This window comes from Azospirillum canadense, from assembly GCF_025961225.1.
Classification (GTDB): domain Bacteria; phylum Pseudomonadota; class Alphaproteobacteria; order Azospirillales; family Azospirillaceae; genus Azospirillum; species Azospirillum canadense.
The window spans coordinates 179,094-195,642 of record NZ_JAOQNG010000002.1; the positions used below are offsets into that span (position 1 = coordinate 179,094).

At 66.9% G+C, this 16,549-nt stretch carries 13 protein-coding genes; all 13 read right to left on the reverse strand.

The window, feature by feature from the left end:
• Position 1 precedes the first annotated feature (1 nt).
• Entirely contained in the window at positions 2–796 is a 795-nt protein-coding gene (locus M2351_RS15485) for an enoyl-CoA hydratase/isomerase family protein (RefSeq protein ID WP_264657013.1), read from the reverse strand.
• A gap of 14 nt (positions 797–810) precedes the next feature.
• Entirely contained in the window at positions 811–2,418 is a 1,608-nt protein-coding gene (locus M2351_RS15490; protein ID WP_264657014.1) for a carboxyl transferase domain-containing protein, read from the reverse strand.
• Positions 2,419–2,448: 30 nt separating this feature from the next.
• Positions 2,449–3,582: an acyl-CoA dehydrogenase family protein gene (locus M2351_RS15495; protein WP_264657015.1), complete on the reverse strand. Its 1,134-nt coding sequence runs from the start codon at positions 3,580–3,582 to the stop codon at positions 2,449–2,451.
• A 135-nt stretch (positions 3,583–3,717) separates the two neighbouring features.
• Positions 3,718–4,899, reverse strand: a complete 1,182-nt coding sequence (locus M2351_RS15500) for an acetyl-CoA C-acyltransferase (protein ID WP_264657016.1) — start codon at positions 4,897–4,899, stop codon at positions 3,718–3,720.
• Between the two features lie 24 nt (positions 4,900–4,923).
• Complete coding sequence (locus M2351_RS15505) at positions 4,924–6,096, reverse strand: isovaleryl-CoA dehydrogenase (protein WP_264657017.1); 1,173 nt, start codon at positions 6,094–6,096, stop codon at positions 4,924–4,926.
• Positions 6,097–6,328: 232 nt separating this feature from the next.
• A complete protein-coding gene (locus M2351_RS15510) occupies positions 6,329–7,822 on the reverse strand; it encodes an aldehyde dehydrogenase family protein (protein WP_264657018.1) in 1,494 nt (497 codons plus the stop codon).
• 41 nt (positions 7,823–7,863) lie between these two features.
• Complete coding sequence (locus M2351_RS15515) at positions 7,864–9,093, reverse strand: phenylacetate--CoA ligase family protein (RefSeq protein ID WP_264657019.1); 1,230 nt, start codon at positions 9,091–9,093, stop codon at positions 7,864–7,866.
• Between the two features lie 176 nt (positions 9,094–9,269).
• Positions 9,270–10,115 carry an ABC transporter ATP-binding protein gene (locus tag M2351_RS15520; RefSeq protein ID WP_406567397.1) on the reverse strand — a complete coding sequence of 282 codons (846 nt, stop codon included), beginning with the start codon at positions 10,113–10,115 and terminating at the stop codon, positions 9,270–9,272.
• 73 nt (positions 10,116–10,188) lie between these two features.
• Positions 10,189–11,472 (reverse strand): ABC transporter substrate-binding protein, encoded by a 1,284-nt coding sequence (locus M2351_RS15525; protein WP_264657020.1) that lies wholly within the window; start codon positions 11,470–11,472, stop codon positions 10,189–10,191.
• Positions 11,473–11,509: 37 nt separating this feature from the next.
• Positions 11,510–12,583 carry a branched-chain amino acid ABC transporter permease gene (locus tag M2351_RS15530; RefSeq protein ID WP_264657021.1) on the reverse strand — a complete coding sequence of 358 codons (1,074 nt, stop codon included), beginning with the start codon at positions 12,581–12,583 and terminating at the stop codon, positions 11,510–11,512.
• Between the two features lie 15 nt (positions 12,584–12,598).
• Positions 12,599–13,486, reverse strand: a complete 888-nt coding sequence (locus M2351_RS15535; protein ID WP_264657022.1) for a branched-chain amino acid ABC transporter permease — start codon at positions 13,484–13,486, stop codon at positions 12,599–12,601.
• A gap of 157 nt (positions 13,487–13,643) precedes the next feature.
• The gene (locus M2351_RS15540) at positions 13,644–15,578 is read right to left on the reverse strand and encodes a long-chain fatty acid--CoA ligase (protein WP_264657023.1); all 1,935 of its coding nucleotides are present in this window, start codon (positions 15,576–15,578) and stop codon (positions 13,644–13,646) included.
• Complete coding sequence (locus M2351_RS15545; RefSeq protein ID WP_264657024.1) at positions 15,578–16,462, reverse strand: ABC transporter ATP-binding protein; 885 nt, start codon at positions 16,460–16,462, stop codon at positions 15,578–15,580. Before M2351_RS15545 ends, M2351_RS15540 begins: the two co-directional genes overlap by 1 nt.
• Between the last annotated feature and the right edge of the window lie 87 nt (positions 16,463–16,549).

Here is a 16,549-nt window from a genome sequence, read left to right on the forward strand (position 1 = left end):
CTCAGCTCCGCCACGCCGGTTCACGCTTGTCCAGGAAGGCGCCCACGCCCTCCTTGCCCTCGTCGCTTGCCCGCTGGCGGGCGATGCGCTGGGCGGTGTCGAGCATCACGTCGGTGCTCATCGGCCGGCGCGCCACGGCGCGGATCAGCTCCTTCGCCGCGGTCTGGGAAGCCGGGCCGCATTGCAGCAGGTTGCACAGTGTGGCCTCGACGGCGGCGTCCAGTTCCTCCGGCTTCACGGTCTGGTGCAGCAGGCCGAGCCGCAGCGCCTCCGCGGCCGAGAAGCGCTCGGCCGTCAGGAAGTAGCGGCGGCAGGCGCGCTCGCCCATCGCGGCGATGACGTAGGGGCTGATGACGGCGGGGATCAGGCCCAGCCGCACCTCGGTCAGCGCGAAGCTGGCCGTGTCGGCGGAGATGGCGATGTCGCAGGCCGCGACCAGCCCCACCCCGCCGCCGAAGGCCGGCCCCTGCACCACAGCGACCGTGGGCTTCGGGCATTCGTCCAGGGTGCGCAGCATGGTGGCGAGGCCCATGGCGTCCTGGACGTTCTCCTCGTGGCTGTAGCCGGCCATCTTCTTCATCCAGCCGAGGTCGGCCCCGGCGGAGAAGCTTTTGCCCGCCCCGCGCAGCAGAACGGCGCGGACGGACGAATCCTGGCCCAGCTTGCGGAAGGCGTCGGTCAGGTCGGCGATGACGTGCTCGTTGAAGGCATTGTGCACCTCGCCCCGGTTCATGGTGACGGTGGCAACGCCTTTCATGGGGCCGTTGGCGGCCCGGTCGATCAGAATGTCGCTCATGCTTCCATCCCCCATCACATCCGGAACACGCCGAAGGTGGTCTTCTCGACCGGGGCGTTCAGCGAGGCCGACAGGCCGAGGCCGAGCACCATGCGCGTGTCCGCCGGGTCAATGATGCCGTCGTCCCACAGCCGGGCGGAGGCGTAGTAGGGATGGCCCTGGTGTTCGTACTGCTGTCGGATCGGGGACTTGAAAGCCTCCTCCTCCTCCGGTGCCCAGCTCTTGCCCTGGGATTCCATGGCGTCGCGCCGGACCTGGGCGAGCACGCCGGCCGCCTGCTCCCCGCCCATGACGGAGATGCGGGAGTTCGGCCACATCCAGAGGAAACGCGGGCTGTATGCGCGGCCGCACATGCCGTAGTTGCCGGCCCCGTAGCTGCCGCCAATGATGACCGTGAACTTCGGCACCTTGGCGCAGGCGACGGCGGTAACCAGCTTCGCGCCGTCCTTGGCGATGCCGCCGGCCTCGTACTTGCGGCCGACCATGAAGCCGGTGATGTTCTGCAGGAAGACCAGCGGGATGCCGCGCTGGCAGCACAGCTCGACGAAATGCGCGCCCTTCAGGGCGGACTCGCTGAACAGGATGCCGTTGTTGGCGATGATGCCCACCGGATAGCCGAAGATGTGGGCGAAGCCGCAAACCAGCGTCGTGCCGTAGAGCGGCTTGAACTCGTCGAGCACCGAACCGTCGACCACGCGGGCGATCACCTCGCGCACGTCGAAGGGCTTGCGCGGATCGCTGGGGATCACGCCATACAGCTCGCGCGGGTCGTAGGCGGGCTCCTGCGGGTCGCGCAGGTCGAGGTCGATGCGCTTGGTGCGGTTCAGGTTCGACACGACCTTGCGCGCCATAGCGAGCGCGTGGGCGTCGTTCAGCGCGTAGTGGTCGGTGACGCCGGAGGTGCGGGAATGCACGTCGGCACCGCCCAGATCCTCGGCGGAGACGACCTCGCCGGTCGCGGCCTTCACCAGCGGCGGGCCGCCCAGGAAGATGGTGCCCTGGTTGCGGACGATGATCGCCTCGTCCGACATGGCCGGGACGTAGGCGCCGCCGGCCGTGCAGCTTCCCATGACCACAGCGATCTGCGGGATGCCCTGGGCCGACATGTTGGCCTGGTTGAAGAAGATGCGGCCGAAATGGTCGCGGTCGGGGAAGACCTCGTCCTGGTTCGGCAGGTTGGCGCCTCCCGAGTCCACCAGATAGATGCAGGGCAGGTTGTTCTGTTGCGCCACTTCCTGGGCGCGCAGGTGCTTCTTGACCGTCAGCGGGAAGTAGGTGCCGCCCTTCACGGTGGCGTCGTTGACGACGACCATGCATTCCTGGCCGGCGACGCTGCCGATGCCGGTGATGATTCCGGCCGCCGGAATGTCGTCGTCATAGACGCCGTAGGCGGCCATCTGCGACAGCTCCAAAAACGGCGAGCCGACGTCGAGCAGCTGGCGGATGCGCTCGCGCGGCAGCAGCTTGCCGCGCGACAAGTGCTTGTCGCGCGCCTTGGCGCCGCCGCCCTGCTTGATGGCGCCGACCTTCGCGCGCAGGTCGGCGACCAGCGCGGACATGGCGTCGGCGTTCGTCTGGAACTCGGCGGAGCGCGCGTTCAGGGCGCTCTTCAGGACGGTCATGGCCGTCGTCCTCCCGTATTCTTTTTTGTCTTACTGGGTGAGCGCGCGGCTGATGACCAGCCGCTGGATGTCGCTGGTGCCCTCGTAGATCTGGCAGACGCGGACGTCCCGGTAGATGCGCTCCACCGGGAAGTCGTTCAGGTAGCCGTAGCCGCCGTGGATCTGGATGGCGTCGGAGCACACGCGCTCCGCCATCTCCGACGCGAACAGCTTTGCCATCGCCGCCTCCTTCAAGCAGGGTTCCCCGGCGTCGCGGAGGGAGGCTGCATGCAGGACGAGTTGCCGCGCGGCCTCAACCTTCGTCGCCATATCGGCCAGCCGGAAGGTGACCGCCTGATGCTGGATGATCGGCACGCCCATGCTCTGCCGCTCCTGCGCGTAACGGACGGCGTGGTCGAGGGCGGAGCGGGCCATGCCCACGGATTGCGACGCGATGCCGATGCGCCCGCCCTCCAGGTTGGCGAGCGCCACCTTGTAGCCGCCGCCCTCCGCGCCCAGCATCAGGTCGGCCGGGATGCGGCAGTCCTCCAGCACGATTTGGCAAGTGTCGGAGCAGCTCTGGCCCAGCTTCTCCTCCACACGGGCGACCTGGAAGCCGGGCGTGTCGGTCGGCACGATGAAGGCGGTGATGCCCTTCTTGCCGGCGTCCGGGTCGCTGACTGCGAAGACGATGGCGACGTCGGCGTTCTTGCCCGACGTGATGAACTGCTTGGTGCCGTTCAGGACCCAGTGATTGCCGTCGCGGCGTGCCTTGGTCTTGATGGCGGCGGCGTCGGACCCCGCTTGTGGCTCCGTCAGGCAGAAGCAGCCGAGCTGCTCGCCGCGGGCCATCGGCTTCAGGAAGCGCTCCTTCTGCTCGGCATCGCCGAACTTCAGGATGGGCATGCAGCCGACGGAGTTGTGCACGCTCATGATCGTGGAGATGGCACCGTCGCCGGCCGCGATTTCCTCGATGGCGAGCGCGTAGGCGATGTGGTCGGTGGCCGCGCCGTCGAATTCCTCCGGCACCAGCATGCCCATCAGGCCGAGGCTGCCCATCTCGGCCAGCTCGTCCTTTGGAAAGGCGCCCGTGCGGTCACGTTCGGCCGCGGTCGGCGCCAGCCGCTCTGTCGAGAACGCGCGCGCCATGTCGCGCACCATCCGCTGCTCTTCCGTCAGCCGCATGTTTTTCCCTCCCGATTCACCCTCTTCCCTCCGGGGAGAGGGTCGGGGTGAGGGGGTTGCGCCTTTGCCGGACGTGGCAAAATGGCGGGACCCCCTCACCCTAACCCTCTCCCCAGAGGGGAGAGGGGACTTGTGTCAGACCAACTCCACCGCCACGGCCGTGGCTTCGCCGCCGCCGATGCAGAGCGAGGCGACGCCGCGCTTCAGGCCGTTCTTCTCCAGCGCGGCCAGCAGCGTCACCAGGATGCGGGCGCCCGAGGCGCCGATCGGGTGGCCGAGCGCGCAGGCGCCGCCGTGGACGTTGATCTTGTCGTGCGGGATGTCCAGTTCGCGCATTGCCGCCATGGCGACCACGGCGAAGGCCTCGTTCAGCTCGTAGAGGTCCACGTCCTTGGCCGACCAGCCGGCGCGCTCCAGCACCTTGTTGATGGCGCCGACGGGGGCGGTGGTGAACCAGGCCGGGGCCTGGGCGTGGTTGGAATGGGCCTTGATCTCCGCCAGGATCGGCAGGCCGAGCTTCTCCGCGTTCGACCGCGTGGTCAGCACCAGGGCCGCCGCGCCGTCGGAGATGGAGGAGGCGTTGGCCGCCGTCACCGTGCCGTCCTTTGCGAAGGCCGGCTTCAGCGTCGGGATCTTGGCCGGGTCGGCCTTCAGCGGCTGCTCGTCCTTGTCGATGACGGTGTCGCCCTTGCGGCCCTTCACGGTGACCGGCGTGATCTCCTTGGTGAAGCTGCCATCCTCGGTGGCGCGCTTGGCGCGGGCCAAGCTTTCCACGGCATAGGCATCCTGGGCCTCGCGGGTGAACTGGTAGTGGGTGGCGCACTCCTCCGCGAAGGTGCCCATCAGGCGGCCGCGGTCGTAGGCGTCCTCCAGCCCGTCCAGGAACATGTGGTCGAGCACCTTGCCGTGCCCCAGCCGGTAGCCGCCGCGGGCGCGGTCGAGCAGGTAGGGGGCGTTGGACATGCTCTCCATGCCGCCGGCCACCATGACCGTGGCCGATCCGGCCTTGATCAGGTCGGTGGCGAGCATCACCGCCTTCATGCCCGAACCGCAGACCTTGGAGATGGTCGTGCAGCCCGCGGCCTCCGGGATGCCGGCGCCGATGGACGCCTGGCGGGCGGGCGCCTGGCCGAGGCCGGCCGGCAGCACGTTGCCCATGAAGACCTCGTCCACGGCGTCGGGCGACAGGCCGGCGCGCTCCAGCGCCGCCTTGATCGCGGCGGAGCCCAGCTGCGGGGCGGTCAGGCCCTGCAGCTCGCCCTGGAAGCCGCCCATCGGCGTGCGGGCGGCGCCCGCGATGACAACGGTGTCGGTCATGACCCTCTTCCCTTCCCTTGGCGCTTACGCCGTTTCCTTGAACAGCTCGCGGCCGATCAGCATGCGGCGGATCTCGCTGGTGCCGGCGCCGATCTCGTAGAGCTTGGCGTCGCGCAGCAGGCGGCCCGTCGGGTACTCGTTGATGTAGCCGTTGCCACCCAGGGTTTGAATGGCCTCCAACGCCATCCAGGTCGCCTTTTCGGCGGCGTACAGGATGGCCCCCGCCGCGTCCTTGCGCGTGGTCTCGCCGCGGTCGCAGGCCTTGGCGACCGTATACACGTAGGCCTTGGCGGCGTTCATGATCGTGTACATGTCGGCGATCTTGCCCTGCATCAGCTGGAACTCGCCGATGGACTGGCCGAACTGCTTGCGGTCGTGGATGTAGGGAATGACCACGTCCATGCAGGCCTGCATGATGCCGAGCGGCCCGCCGGCCAGCACCGCGCGCTCGTAGTCGAGGCCCGACATCAGCACGTTTACGCCGCGCCCGACGCCGCCCAGGATGTTCTCCTCCGGCACCTCGCAGTCTTCGAACACCAGCTCGCCGGTGTTGGAGCCGCGCATGCCCAGCTTGTCGAGCTTCTGCGCGACGGAGAAGCCCTTGAACGACTTCTCGATCAGGAAGGCGGTGATGCCCTTCGGACCGGCGTTCACGTCGGTCTTGGCGTAGACCACCAGCGTGTCGGCGTCGGGGCCGTTGGTGATCCACATCTTCGTGCCGTTCAGGACCCAGATGTCGCCCTTCTTCTCGGCGCGGAGCTTCATCGAGACGACATCCGAACCCGCGTTCGGCTCCGACATGGCGAGCGCGCCGATGTGCTCACCGGAGATCAGCTTCGGCAGGTAGCGGCGCTTCTGCTCCTCCGTGCCGTTCTTGCGGATCTGGTTGACGCAGAGGTTGGAGTGCGCGCCGTAGGACAGGCCGACGGAGGCGGAGGCGCGGGAGATCTCCTCCATCGCCACGACATGCTCCAGATAGCCCATGCCGGCCCCGCCATACTCCTCCTCCGCCGTGATGCCGAGCACGCCGAGGTCGCCGAATTTCCGCCACAGCTCGTTCGGGAACTCGTTGGTGCGGTCGATCTCCGCGGCGCGCGGCGCAATCTCGTCGGCAGCGAAGCCGCGCACCGAATCGCGCAGCATGTCCGCGGATTCGCCGAGGTCGAAGTTCAGGGTCGGGTACTGGTTGGACAGCATGGTCTGGGCGCTCCCCCGATGATCGCTTTTTCTTTCAGCCATACGGCTGCGTATGGGGCCGTACGGTAGCGTATGGAGATGGGCGTGGCAAGGCCTCTTAGCCCTCTCCCCTCCGGCGAGAGGGTGGCCCAAAGGGCCGGTGAGGGGGTTGCGCGTGTTGGTGCGTCCAGCACAAGCGCAACCCCCTCACCCTAACCCTCTCCCCGGAGGGGAGAGGAGACAGCAGGGCTGCTCACTTCATGTTGATCATGATCGTCTTCTTGTGGGTGAAGTGCTCCAGCATCGCCTCAAGCGAGGCTTCCTTGCCGAGGCCGGAGGCCTTCACGCCGCCGTAGGAGATGTTCGGCTGCACGACCAAGTTCTGGTTCACCTGGACGAGGCCCGCTTCCAGCCGGTGCACCGCGTCCATGGCCAGCTTCAGGTCGCGGGTCCAGATGGTGGCGGCGAGGCCGTATTCGGTGTCGTTGGCCTGGGCGATCACCTCTTCATAGTCGGTCCAGCGGATGACGCAGCAGACCGGGCCGAAGATCTCTTCCTGGGCGATGCGGTCGCTGTTCTTCACACCGGTGAAGATGTGCGGCTGGACGTACAGGCCCTTGGTCAGATGCTCGGCCGTCGGCATGGCGGAGCAGACATGGGCGGTCGCCCCACCCTCCGTGCCGATGGCGATGTAGCTCCGCACCCGGTCCATCTGCTGCGGCGAGACGATGGTGCCGATGTCGGTCGACTCGTCCAGCGGGTCGCCCATCTTCATCGCATCGACCTTCTCCTTCAGCTTGGCGACGAAGGCGTCGTGGATGCTGTCGTGGACGAAGATGCGGGAGGAAGCGGTGCAGCTCTGCCCCTGGCGGGTGAAGCGCATGCCGGCGATGGCGCCCGCGATGGCCTGGTCCATGTCGGCGTCGGCGCAGACGATCATCGGGCTCTTGCCGCCCAGCTCCAGCGTCACCGGGATCAGCTTCTCGGCGGCGGTCTTGTAGACGATCTTGCCGGTCTCGACCGAGCCGGTGAAGGTCACCTTGTGCACGTCCTTGTGCGCGACCAGCGGCGCGCCGCATTCCGGACCATAGCCGGAGAGGATGTTCACCAGACCGGCCGGCAGTACCGTGTTGATCAGCTGCACGACGCGCAGCACGGCAAGCGGCGCCTCCTCCGCCGACTTCACCACCACGGCGTTGCCCGCCACCATGGCCGGGGCGATCTTCAGCGCCATCAGCAGAAGCGGCACGTTCCAGGGGATGATCGCGCCGACGACGCCCACGGGCTCGCGCACGGTCATGGTCAGCATGGAGGGGTTGAAGGGCACGGTCTCGCCCTTCAGCTCCGGCGCCAAGCCGCCGAAGAAGACGAAGGCGTCGGCCAGCACGCCGGCCTCGACGCGCGATTCGGTGCGGAGCGCCTTGCCGGTCTCCAGCGCGATCAGCTTGGCGATCTCTTCCTTGTGGGCGTCGAGGATGCGCCCGCATTCGGCGACCAGCTTGCCGCGCTCCCGCGCCGGGCGCTTGGCCCACTCCTTCTGCGCGGACTTGGCGGAGGCGACGGCGGCGTCCACGTCGGCGGCTTCGCCGAAGGCCGCCTGGGCCACGGTCTCGCCGGTGGCCGGGTTCACCACCGGGAAGCTCTGGCCCGAGGAGGCCGGGCGGAACTCCCCGCCGAAGAAGTGCTTGCCCGACAGCGCCGTGGCGAGCGCGAAGGGATCAAGCTGCAGGTCGGTGCTGACGCTCATATCTCAGGGGTCCTCTTGGTATCGGGTCGTTTGTTGTTGGTTCAGGTCCGCGTGTCGTCGATGACCTTGCCGTCGTTCGGCAGGCCACCGGGGGCGACGAACTCCACGGTCCCCTTCAATTTGGTGACGGACGCCAGAGTTTCACGCAAGGAGGACGCGAGGGCTTCCCCCGATTCCGCCGCTTCGCAGCGGAGCGTCATGGTGTCGTTGGCGTCCTGCCGCCCGACGACCAGCCGGGCCTTGGCCACCTGCGGGTGGCGGCGGACGACCTCCGCGACCTGCTGCGGGTGGACGAACATGCCCTTGACCTTGGTGGTCTGGTCGGCGCGGCCCATCCAGCCCTTCAGCCGCATGTTGGTCCGCCCGCAGGGGCTCATGCCCGGCAGCACGGCCGACAAGTCGCCGGTGGCGAAGCGGACCAGCGGGTAGGCCTTGTTGAAGATGGTCACGACCACCTCCCCCACCTCGCCCTCCGGCACCGGGTCGCCGGTGCCCGGCCGGACGATTTCGATGATGGCGCCCTCATCCACCACCAGACCGGCGCGGGCCGGCGTCTCGTAGGCGACGATGCCCAGGTCGGCGGTACCGTAGCTCTGGTACACGGCGATGCCGCGCCCCTCGTAGAAGGCGCGGGCGTCGGACAGGAAGGGGCCGCCGGCGACATGGCCGACCGTGACGGAGGAGACGTCGAGGCCAAGCTCGTCGCCCTTCTCCAGGATGATCTTCAGGAAGTCCGGCGTGCCGATGTAAGCCTTTGGCTTCAGCTGGGCGATCACCTGGGCCTGCATCTCCGTGTTGCCGGTGCCGGCCGGGATGACCGCGGCCCCGAGCGCGTGCGCGCCGGTCTCGAACATCGAGCCGGCGGGCGTGAGGTGGTAGGCGAAGCAGTTCTGCACGAGGTCGCCGCCACGGATGCCCGAGGCATAGAGCGCGCGGGCGGAGCGCCAGGGGTCCTTCCCATGCGGCTCCGGATCATGGATCGGGCCGGGCGAGGCGAAGACGCGGGCAAGCTGCCCGATGGCGACGGCGGCCAGCCCGCCGAAGGGCGGCGCGTCCTTCTGCAGCGCGATGAGGTCCGACTTGCGCGTCACCGGCAGCCGCGAGAGCGCCGCCCGATCGCGGATCGAGGCCGGGTCGACGTCGGCCAGCAGGCGCGCGAAGTACGGCGCGTTCGCCCTGGCGTGGGCGATCTGCGCCGGTAGTGCGGCGAACAGCTCCGCCTCGCGCTGGTCGGGGGAACGGGTTTCGAGTTGGTCGTAGAAGTCGGACACCGATGCCTCCGGGCCAAAATCCCCTCTCCCAGCCCCGCTGGGAGAGGGAGGGGCCCGCCGAAGGCGGGAGGGTGAGGGCAAGGTCATCCCGAGAAACCTAGCCCTCACCCTCCCACGCCATGGGCGTGGGTCCCTCCCTCTCCCGCCGGGGGCGGGAGAGGGGGATTATGATTTCCTCAAATCCAGCGCTTGCGGCGCTTGAAGCTCTTCAGGTTCTTGAAGCTCTTGCGCTCTTCGTTGCCGCCGCCGAGGTAGAATTCCTTCACGTCCTCGTTGTTGCGCAGCTCATCGGCGGTGCCGTCCAGCACGACCTTGCCGTTCTCCATGATGTAGCCGCGCGTCGCGGCCTGGAGCGCCATGCGGGCGTTCTGCTCCACCAACAGGATGGTGACGCCGAGGTCCTTGTTGATCTGGCGGATGATGCTGAAGACCTCCTTCACCATCAGCGGCGACAGGCCCATGGACGGCTCGTCCATCAGGATCAGCTTCGGGCGTGCCATCATGGCGCGGCCGATGGCCAGCATCTGCTGCTCGCCGCCCGACAGGTAGCCGGCGAGGCCGGTGCGTTCCTTCAGGCGGGGGAAGTAGTGGTAGACCATGTCGATGTCGTCCTTCACGCCGCCGTCGCGGCGGGTGAAGGCGCCGAGGCGCAGGTTCTCCTGGCAGGTCATGTCGCCGATGATGCGGCGGCCTTCCATCACCTGGAAGATGCCGCGGCGGACGATCTGGTCGGGGTCGATGCCGTTGATGCGCTCGCCCGCGAAGGTGACGTCGCCGCGCGTGACCTCGCCGTCCTCGGTCTTCAGCAGGCCGGAGATGGCCTTCAGGGTCGTGGATTTGCCGGCGCCGTTGGCACCCAGCAGGGCCACGATCTCACCCTCCGGCACCTCCAAGCTGAGACCGCGGAGCACCAGGATGACGTCGTTGTAGACGACCTCGATGTTGTTGACGGACAGCAGCGGCGCCTTGGCCGTGCCGGGAACCGGCGCGGGAGCAATCTCCGTCGCCATGGCAGCGTTCATCATGCGACACCTGATGCGAAGAGGGGCAAGGGAGCCCCCGCCGCTCTTTCACGGCGGCGGGGGCGATCCTGACTTACCAGCCCAGCCACTCCGGCTTGCGCGGGACGTCGACGGTGGCGATCTTCTCCAGCTTGATCGTGCCGGCCTTCACCAGCTCGTCCACGGAGGCACCGGTCTCGCCCTTCACGTTGGCGCGGTAGATGTTGACCTTGTCCATGCCGCGGTGATCGGTTTCGGTCCAGGTGGAGGGAACGCAGACGCCTTCCAGGCCGGCCGGGACCCAGTCCTTCTTCTGGTACATGCCCTTGCGGATGTTCGGGCCGGTCACGCCGCCGTTGCCCTTCGCCCAGTCCATCGCTTCCTTCATGTAGAAGGCGGAGCAGATGCCGGAGACGTAGTGCACCGGGCGGTAGGCGGTGCCCGCCGCGTCGGACATCTTGGAGATCTCCTTGACCGTCTTCATGCCCGGCGCGTCGTCGCCCCAGATGGTGGCGGTGCGGACCGGGAAGATGACGCCGTTGGCGGCGGTGCCGGCGGCCTTGGCGGCGTTCTCGTCCATGCCCCAGACGTTGCCCATGAACTGCACCTGCGCGCCGACCGTCTGGCAGGCCTTCAGCACCGAGATGTTGGAGCCCGCCGTGTTGCCGAGGTAGGCGTAGTTGGCGCCGGCCTCCTTCAGGGTCAGGCACTGGGCGGTGTAGTCGCCCGGCGTCAGCGCGAACTGTACGGCCGGCAGCACGTCGAAGCCCAACTCCTTGGCGAGCGCCTCGCCGGCTTCCTTCGGGGCGTTCGGGTAGGGGTGGTTGGCGCCCATGTGGACGTACTTCGGCTTGCCCGAGCCGCCCTTCTTCTTCCAGTCCTCCGCCGCCCAGGTCAGCATGGCGCGCAGGCCGTCGGAATAGGATGGGCCATAGAAGAAGTTGTAGGGCGCCGGCTTGGAGCCGTGCGGGCCCTTGCCCGCCGGGTCGGTCAGGTGGCCGGAGTAGGAGCCGGAGTAGAACGGGATCTCGTCCTTGCCGACGAAGCCGGTCAGCGCCTCGGTGTCGGCGGTGCCCCAGCCCTGGATGGCCGCGACCTTGTCGCTGCCCGACGACCACTTCTTGTACTGGCTGATCGCGCGCGGCGCCTGGTAGCCGTAGTCCACGCTCTCCACGGCCATCTGCGTGCCGCCGACGCCGCCGTTCTTGTTGATGTAGGCGAGCGCGTCGGCCACACCCTGCGCGAAGGGCACGCCCACGTCCGACGTGGCGCCCGACTGGTCGGCGAGGTGGCCGACCGGGATCTTCTGCTGGGCGTTGGCGGCGGCGGTGAAGGCCAGGACCGTGGCGGTCGCAAGCAGGACGGTCTTCATGGTCATAGTGCGTTTTCTCCCGTTCATTATGTTTTTCAGAAGCTCAGTGCGCGAAGGGATACAGTTTCCAATAGGCCTTGATCTGTTTCCAGCGGTGGGCCAGCCCGTCCGGCTCGAAGACCAGGAACAGGATGATGACGAGGCCGATGGACATCTCGCGCAGGAAGGCAATGGCGTCCTTCAGGTTCAGCGCGCTGTCGATCGCCGTGCCGGCGAGGCTGTTGGTGAAGGCCTGCATCACCTCCGGCAGCAGCACCATGAAGGCCGTCCCCATCAGCGAGCCCATGATCGAGCCCAGGCCGCCGATGATGATCATGCCCAGGAACTGGATCGAGAAGAGGATCGTGAAGCCCTCCACCGACACGAACTGCAGGTAGTGGGCGTACAAGGCGCCGCCGATGCCGGCGTAGAAGGCCGAGATGCCGAAGGACATCGTGCGGTACTTGGTCAGGTTGATGCCCATGATCTCGGCGGAGAGATAATGGTCGCGCACCGCCACCAGCGCGCGCCCGTCGCGGGTGCGCATCAGGTTGGTCGCCAGGATGTACATCACGACCATGTAGACCAGCACGACGTAGAAGTAGCGCTCGTCTGTGTCGAAGGCGAAGCCGAACAGGCTGAAGGGCTCCGCGATCGTCCCGGCGGTGCCGCCGGTGAACCAGTCAGCGCGGGCGAAGAAGTCCTGCAGGATGTACTGCGCCGCCAGCGTGGCGATGGCGAGGTACAGGCCTTTCAGCCGCGCCGCCGGCACGCCGAACAGCATGCCGACCGCGGTGGTCATCACGCCGGCCAGCGGGATGGCGAGCGCCACGGGGATCGCGAAGCTGTTGGACAGCCAAGCCGAGGCGAAGGCGCCGAAGCCGAAGAAGGCGGCGTGGCCGATGGAGATCTGGCCGGTGAAGCCCACCAGGATGTTCAATCCCAGCGCCGCGATGCCCAGGTAGCCGATCTGGATGCACAGGTTCAGCCAGTAGCGGTCCATGAAGGTCGGGAAGACCAGCAGGATCAGCACGCCCAGGATCGCGAAATTGCGGCTGGTGACCGTCGGGAAGATGGTCGTGTCGGCGGCGTAGGTCGTCTTGAAGTCGCCGCTGGGGATGAGGCTGATGTTCGCCATGGTTGCGGCCGCTCCTTACACGCGCTCGATGTCTTTGGTGCCGAAGAGGCCGTAGGGCTTGATCATCAAGATGACGATCAGGACGTAGAAGGGGGCGATCTCGTACATGTTGCCCCAGTTCAGCCACTGGCTGTCCACGTAGTGCGCCATGTTCTCCAGCACGCCGACGATCAGCCCGCCGAGCACCGCGCCGGCCACGCTGTCCAGCCCGCCCAGGATCACGGCCGGGAAGACCTTGATGCCGAAGAAGGACAGCGCCGAGGACACGCCGTTGACCACGCCGACCGTCACGCCGGCCACGGCGGAGACCATGGCGGAGATGGCCCAGCTCATCGCGAACATCTGGCGGACCGAGATGCCCAGCGACTGCGCCACCTGCTGGTCGAAGGCGGTGGCCCGCATGGCGAGGCCCATGCGTGAGTATTTGAAGAACCAGCCGAAGCCCGCCATGATCAGCAGCGAGATGGCCAGCGACATCACGTAGACCGTCTGCACCTCCAGCCCGAAGACGTTCATGGTCGGGCTGCCGAAGATCGGCGGGAAGGGCTTGGCGAAGACGCCGAACATCCACTTCATCATCGCCTGGAAGAAGATCGACAGGCCGATGGTGACCATGATGACGGAGATGATCGGCTCTCCGATCATCGGCCGCAGCACGACGATCTGAAGCACGACGCCGAAGATCAGCATGAAGGCCAGCGTGATCGGGAACCCGATCCAGAAGGGCAGCTGCCAGTGCGTCAGCAGCCACCAGCAGGTCCAGGCGCCGATCAGCAGGAACTCGCCCTGGGCGAAGTTCACGATGCGGCTGGCCTTGTAGATCAGCACGAAGGACATCGCGACGACGCCGTACAGTGCGCCGACGATCAGCCCGTTGACGAGAAGTTGGAAGAGCAAGGTCATGGCGTGGCCTCGTCTTTTTTCCCTCTCCCCTCTGGGGAGAGGGTTAGGGTGAGGGGGTTCAGGGGGGACCGGAGAGTTCGGCAAACGCCGGACCCCCTCACCCCGCCCCTCTCCCCGGGGGGGAGAGGGGGAAAAGTGTGCGTCTTCATGGTTCCACCTACGCCGCGACCGGGGCCGGCTTTTTCGCCGGGGTGGGCAGCAGGTCGACGACCTTCAGCACAGTGCGGATGCGCTGCTTGGTGCCGTCCTGGAAGGTGATGGTGGTGTCCACGTCGATGGCTGGCTGGCCGGCGTAGATGGAGTCGATGATCTCGCCGTACTTCTCCGCGATCACGCCGCGGCGCACCTTGCGGGTGCGGGTCAGCTCGCCGTCGTCGGCGTCCAGTTCCTTGTAGAGCAGCAGGAACTTGGTGATGCGCTGGTACTCCGGCAGCGTGGCGTTGACCCGCTCCACCTCCTGGCGCAGCAGTTCGTACACCTCCGGCTTCGACGACAGGTCGGAGTAGGTTGTAAAGGCGATGCGGTTCTTTTCCGCCCACTTCGACACGATGGGGAAGCGGATGCAGATGATCGCCGACAGGTACGGGCGCTTGTTGCCCAGGATGACGGCTTCGGCGACGTAGGGGCTGAACTTCAGCTTGTTCTCGATGTATTGCGGGCTGAAGCGGTCGCCGTTGCTGGTGGTGGCGATGTCCTTGATGCGGTCGATGATGACCAGATGGCCCTTCTTGTCGAAGAAGCCGGCATCGCCCGTGTGCATCCAGCCGTCGCGCAGGTCGGCCGTGGTCGAGGCTTCGTTCCGGTAATAGCCGGCGAACATGTTCGGGTGGCTGACCACGATCTCGCCGACGCCGTTCTGGTCGGGCTCGATCACCTTGACCTTCACCCCGTCGTCGAAGGGAACACCGACCGTGTCGAAGTCCACGTCGCCCGAACGGTGCACCGTGTAGGCGCCCATGGTCTCCGTCTGGCCGTAGATCTGGCGCAGCGGCACGCCAAGCGCCTGGAAGAACTTGAACGTGTCCGGCCCCAGGGCGGCACCACCGGTCGCCGCCGACTTCAGGTTGGTGAAGCCCAACCGGTCTCGCAGCGCTGCGAAAAGAATGCGATCGGCAACGGCGGAGCGCGTTCCGTTGGCGAGCGCCTCCAGCCCCAGCTTCATGCCGTAGTCGTACATCTTCTGCTTGAAGGGGGAGCTGTCCATCATGCGGGCGCGAACGTCGGCGGCGATCTGCTCCCACAGGCGCGGGGCGAACAGCACGAAGCTGGGCCCGATCTCGCGGAAGTCGTTCATCATCGTCTCGGCTTCCTCGACGAAGTTCACGCGCATCCGCGACACCATGCCCATGCCGACCGCGTAGATCTGCTCCATGATCCAGGACAGCGGCAGGACTGACACATACTCGTCCGTCGGCCCCTTGGGGTCCACCGACAGGTAGCTGGCACAATGGCGGATCAGCCGCCCGGCCGGCAGCATCGCCAGCTTCGGGTTGGAGGTCGTGCCCGAGGTGGTGCAGAGCACCGCCACATCCTCGCCCTTCGTCGCGGAAACCAAATCCTCGTAGAACTTCGGCTTCTCATTGTGCAGTGCGTTGCCCAGCCGCACCAGCTCCGACGCCTCCATCAGGCGCGGGTCGCTGTATTTGCGCATGCCGCGTGGGTCGGAATAGATGATGTGCTTCAGCGTCGGCAGGCGGTCGCCGAGGTTCAGCAGCTTGTCGACCTGCTCCTCGTCCTCCGCGAAGATGACGTGGACGTCGGCGTAGGTGATGAGGTAGGCGACCTCCTCGTCCATGGCGTCGCGGTAGACGCCCAGGCTCATGGCGCCCATGGCGTGGGCGGCGATTTCGCCCATCACCCAGTCCGGCCGGTTGTCGCCGAGCAGGGCCACCACATGGCCGCGCGCCACGCCCAGCTTGATCAGGCCCAGCGTGAAGGCGCGCACGCGGGCGTGCATGTCCGCCCAGGTGAATTCGCGCCAGATGCCGAAGTCCTTCTCGCGCATGGCGACCTCGCCGCCATGGTCGCGGGCGTGCAGGGTCAGCAGCTTGGGCAGAGTGTCGTGCTGGTTGAGATCGGGAAGTTGGGACATCACGCGACCTCCTGCTTGGGCTGCGGCGCGGTTTCGTCGACCTCGTCGTCCTCGCCGAGGTAGGCGCGCTTGACGCGCGGATCGGCCAGCACTTCCTCCGGGGACCCCTCGCCGATCTTCTTGCCGAACTCCAGCACCATCACACGGTGGGAGATGTCCATCACGACGCCCATGTCGTGTTCGATCATCACCACCGTCATGCCGAACTCCTCGTTCAGGTCGACGATGTAGCGGGCCATGTCCTCCTTCTCTTCCAGGTTCATGCCCGCCATGGGCTCGTCCAGGAGGATCAGGTCGGGTTTCAGCGCGATGGCGCGGGCCAGTTCCACGCGCTTGCGCAGGCCGTAGGACAGCGTGCCGGCGGTGGCCTTGCGGACGTGCTGGATTTCCAGGAAGTCGATGATCTCCTCCACCTCGCGGCGGTGGGAGAGTTCTTCCTTGCGGGCGCCGGTCAGCCAGTAGAGGGAGCCGGTGAAGAAGTTGTTCTTCAGCAGGTGATGGCGCCCGACCATGATGTTGTCGAGCACCGTCATGTGGCCGAACAGGGCCAGGTTCTGGAAGGTTCGGCCGATGCCGAGCGAGGCCCGGTGGTTGGGCGTCATGCCGGTGACGTCGCGGCCCTTGAAGAAGACCTTGCCGTCGGTCGGTCGATAGCGGCCGGAGATGCAGTTGACCATCGAGGTCTTGCCGGCCCCGTTGGGGCCGATGATTGAAAACAGCTCCCCCTTGCGGATGCGGAAACTTACGTCGGTCAGCGCCTGCACGCCGCCAAAGCGCAAGGACACGCCCCGGGCTTCGAAGATGACGTCCGATGGGGAGGCCGCGCGGGTGGCGTCGGCCGGCTGGGCGTAACCGCGTGGCGGTGCGGTGGGCGCGCCTGACATTTCCTCCTCCGTTGCTGTGGAACTGATTTTGTTGTTCGCCGGAATGTTCGGTTGGCGAACTGGTCCATAATGTGGACCGTCCTTTGT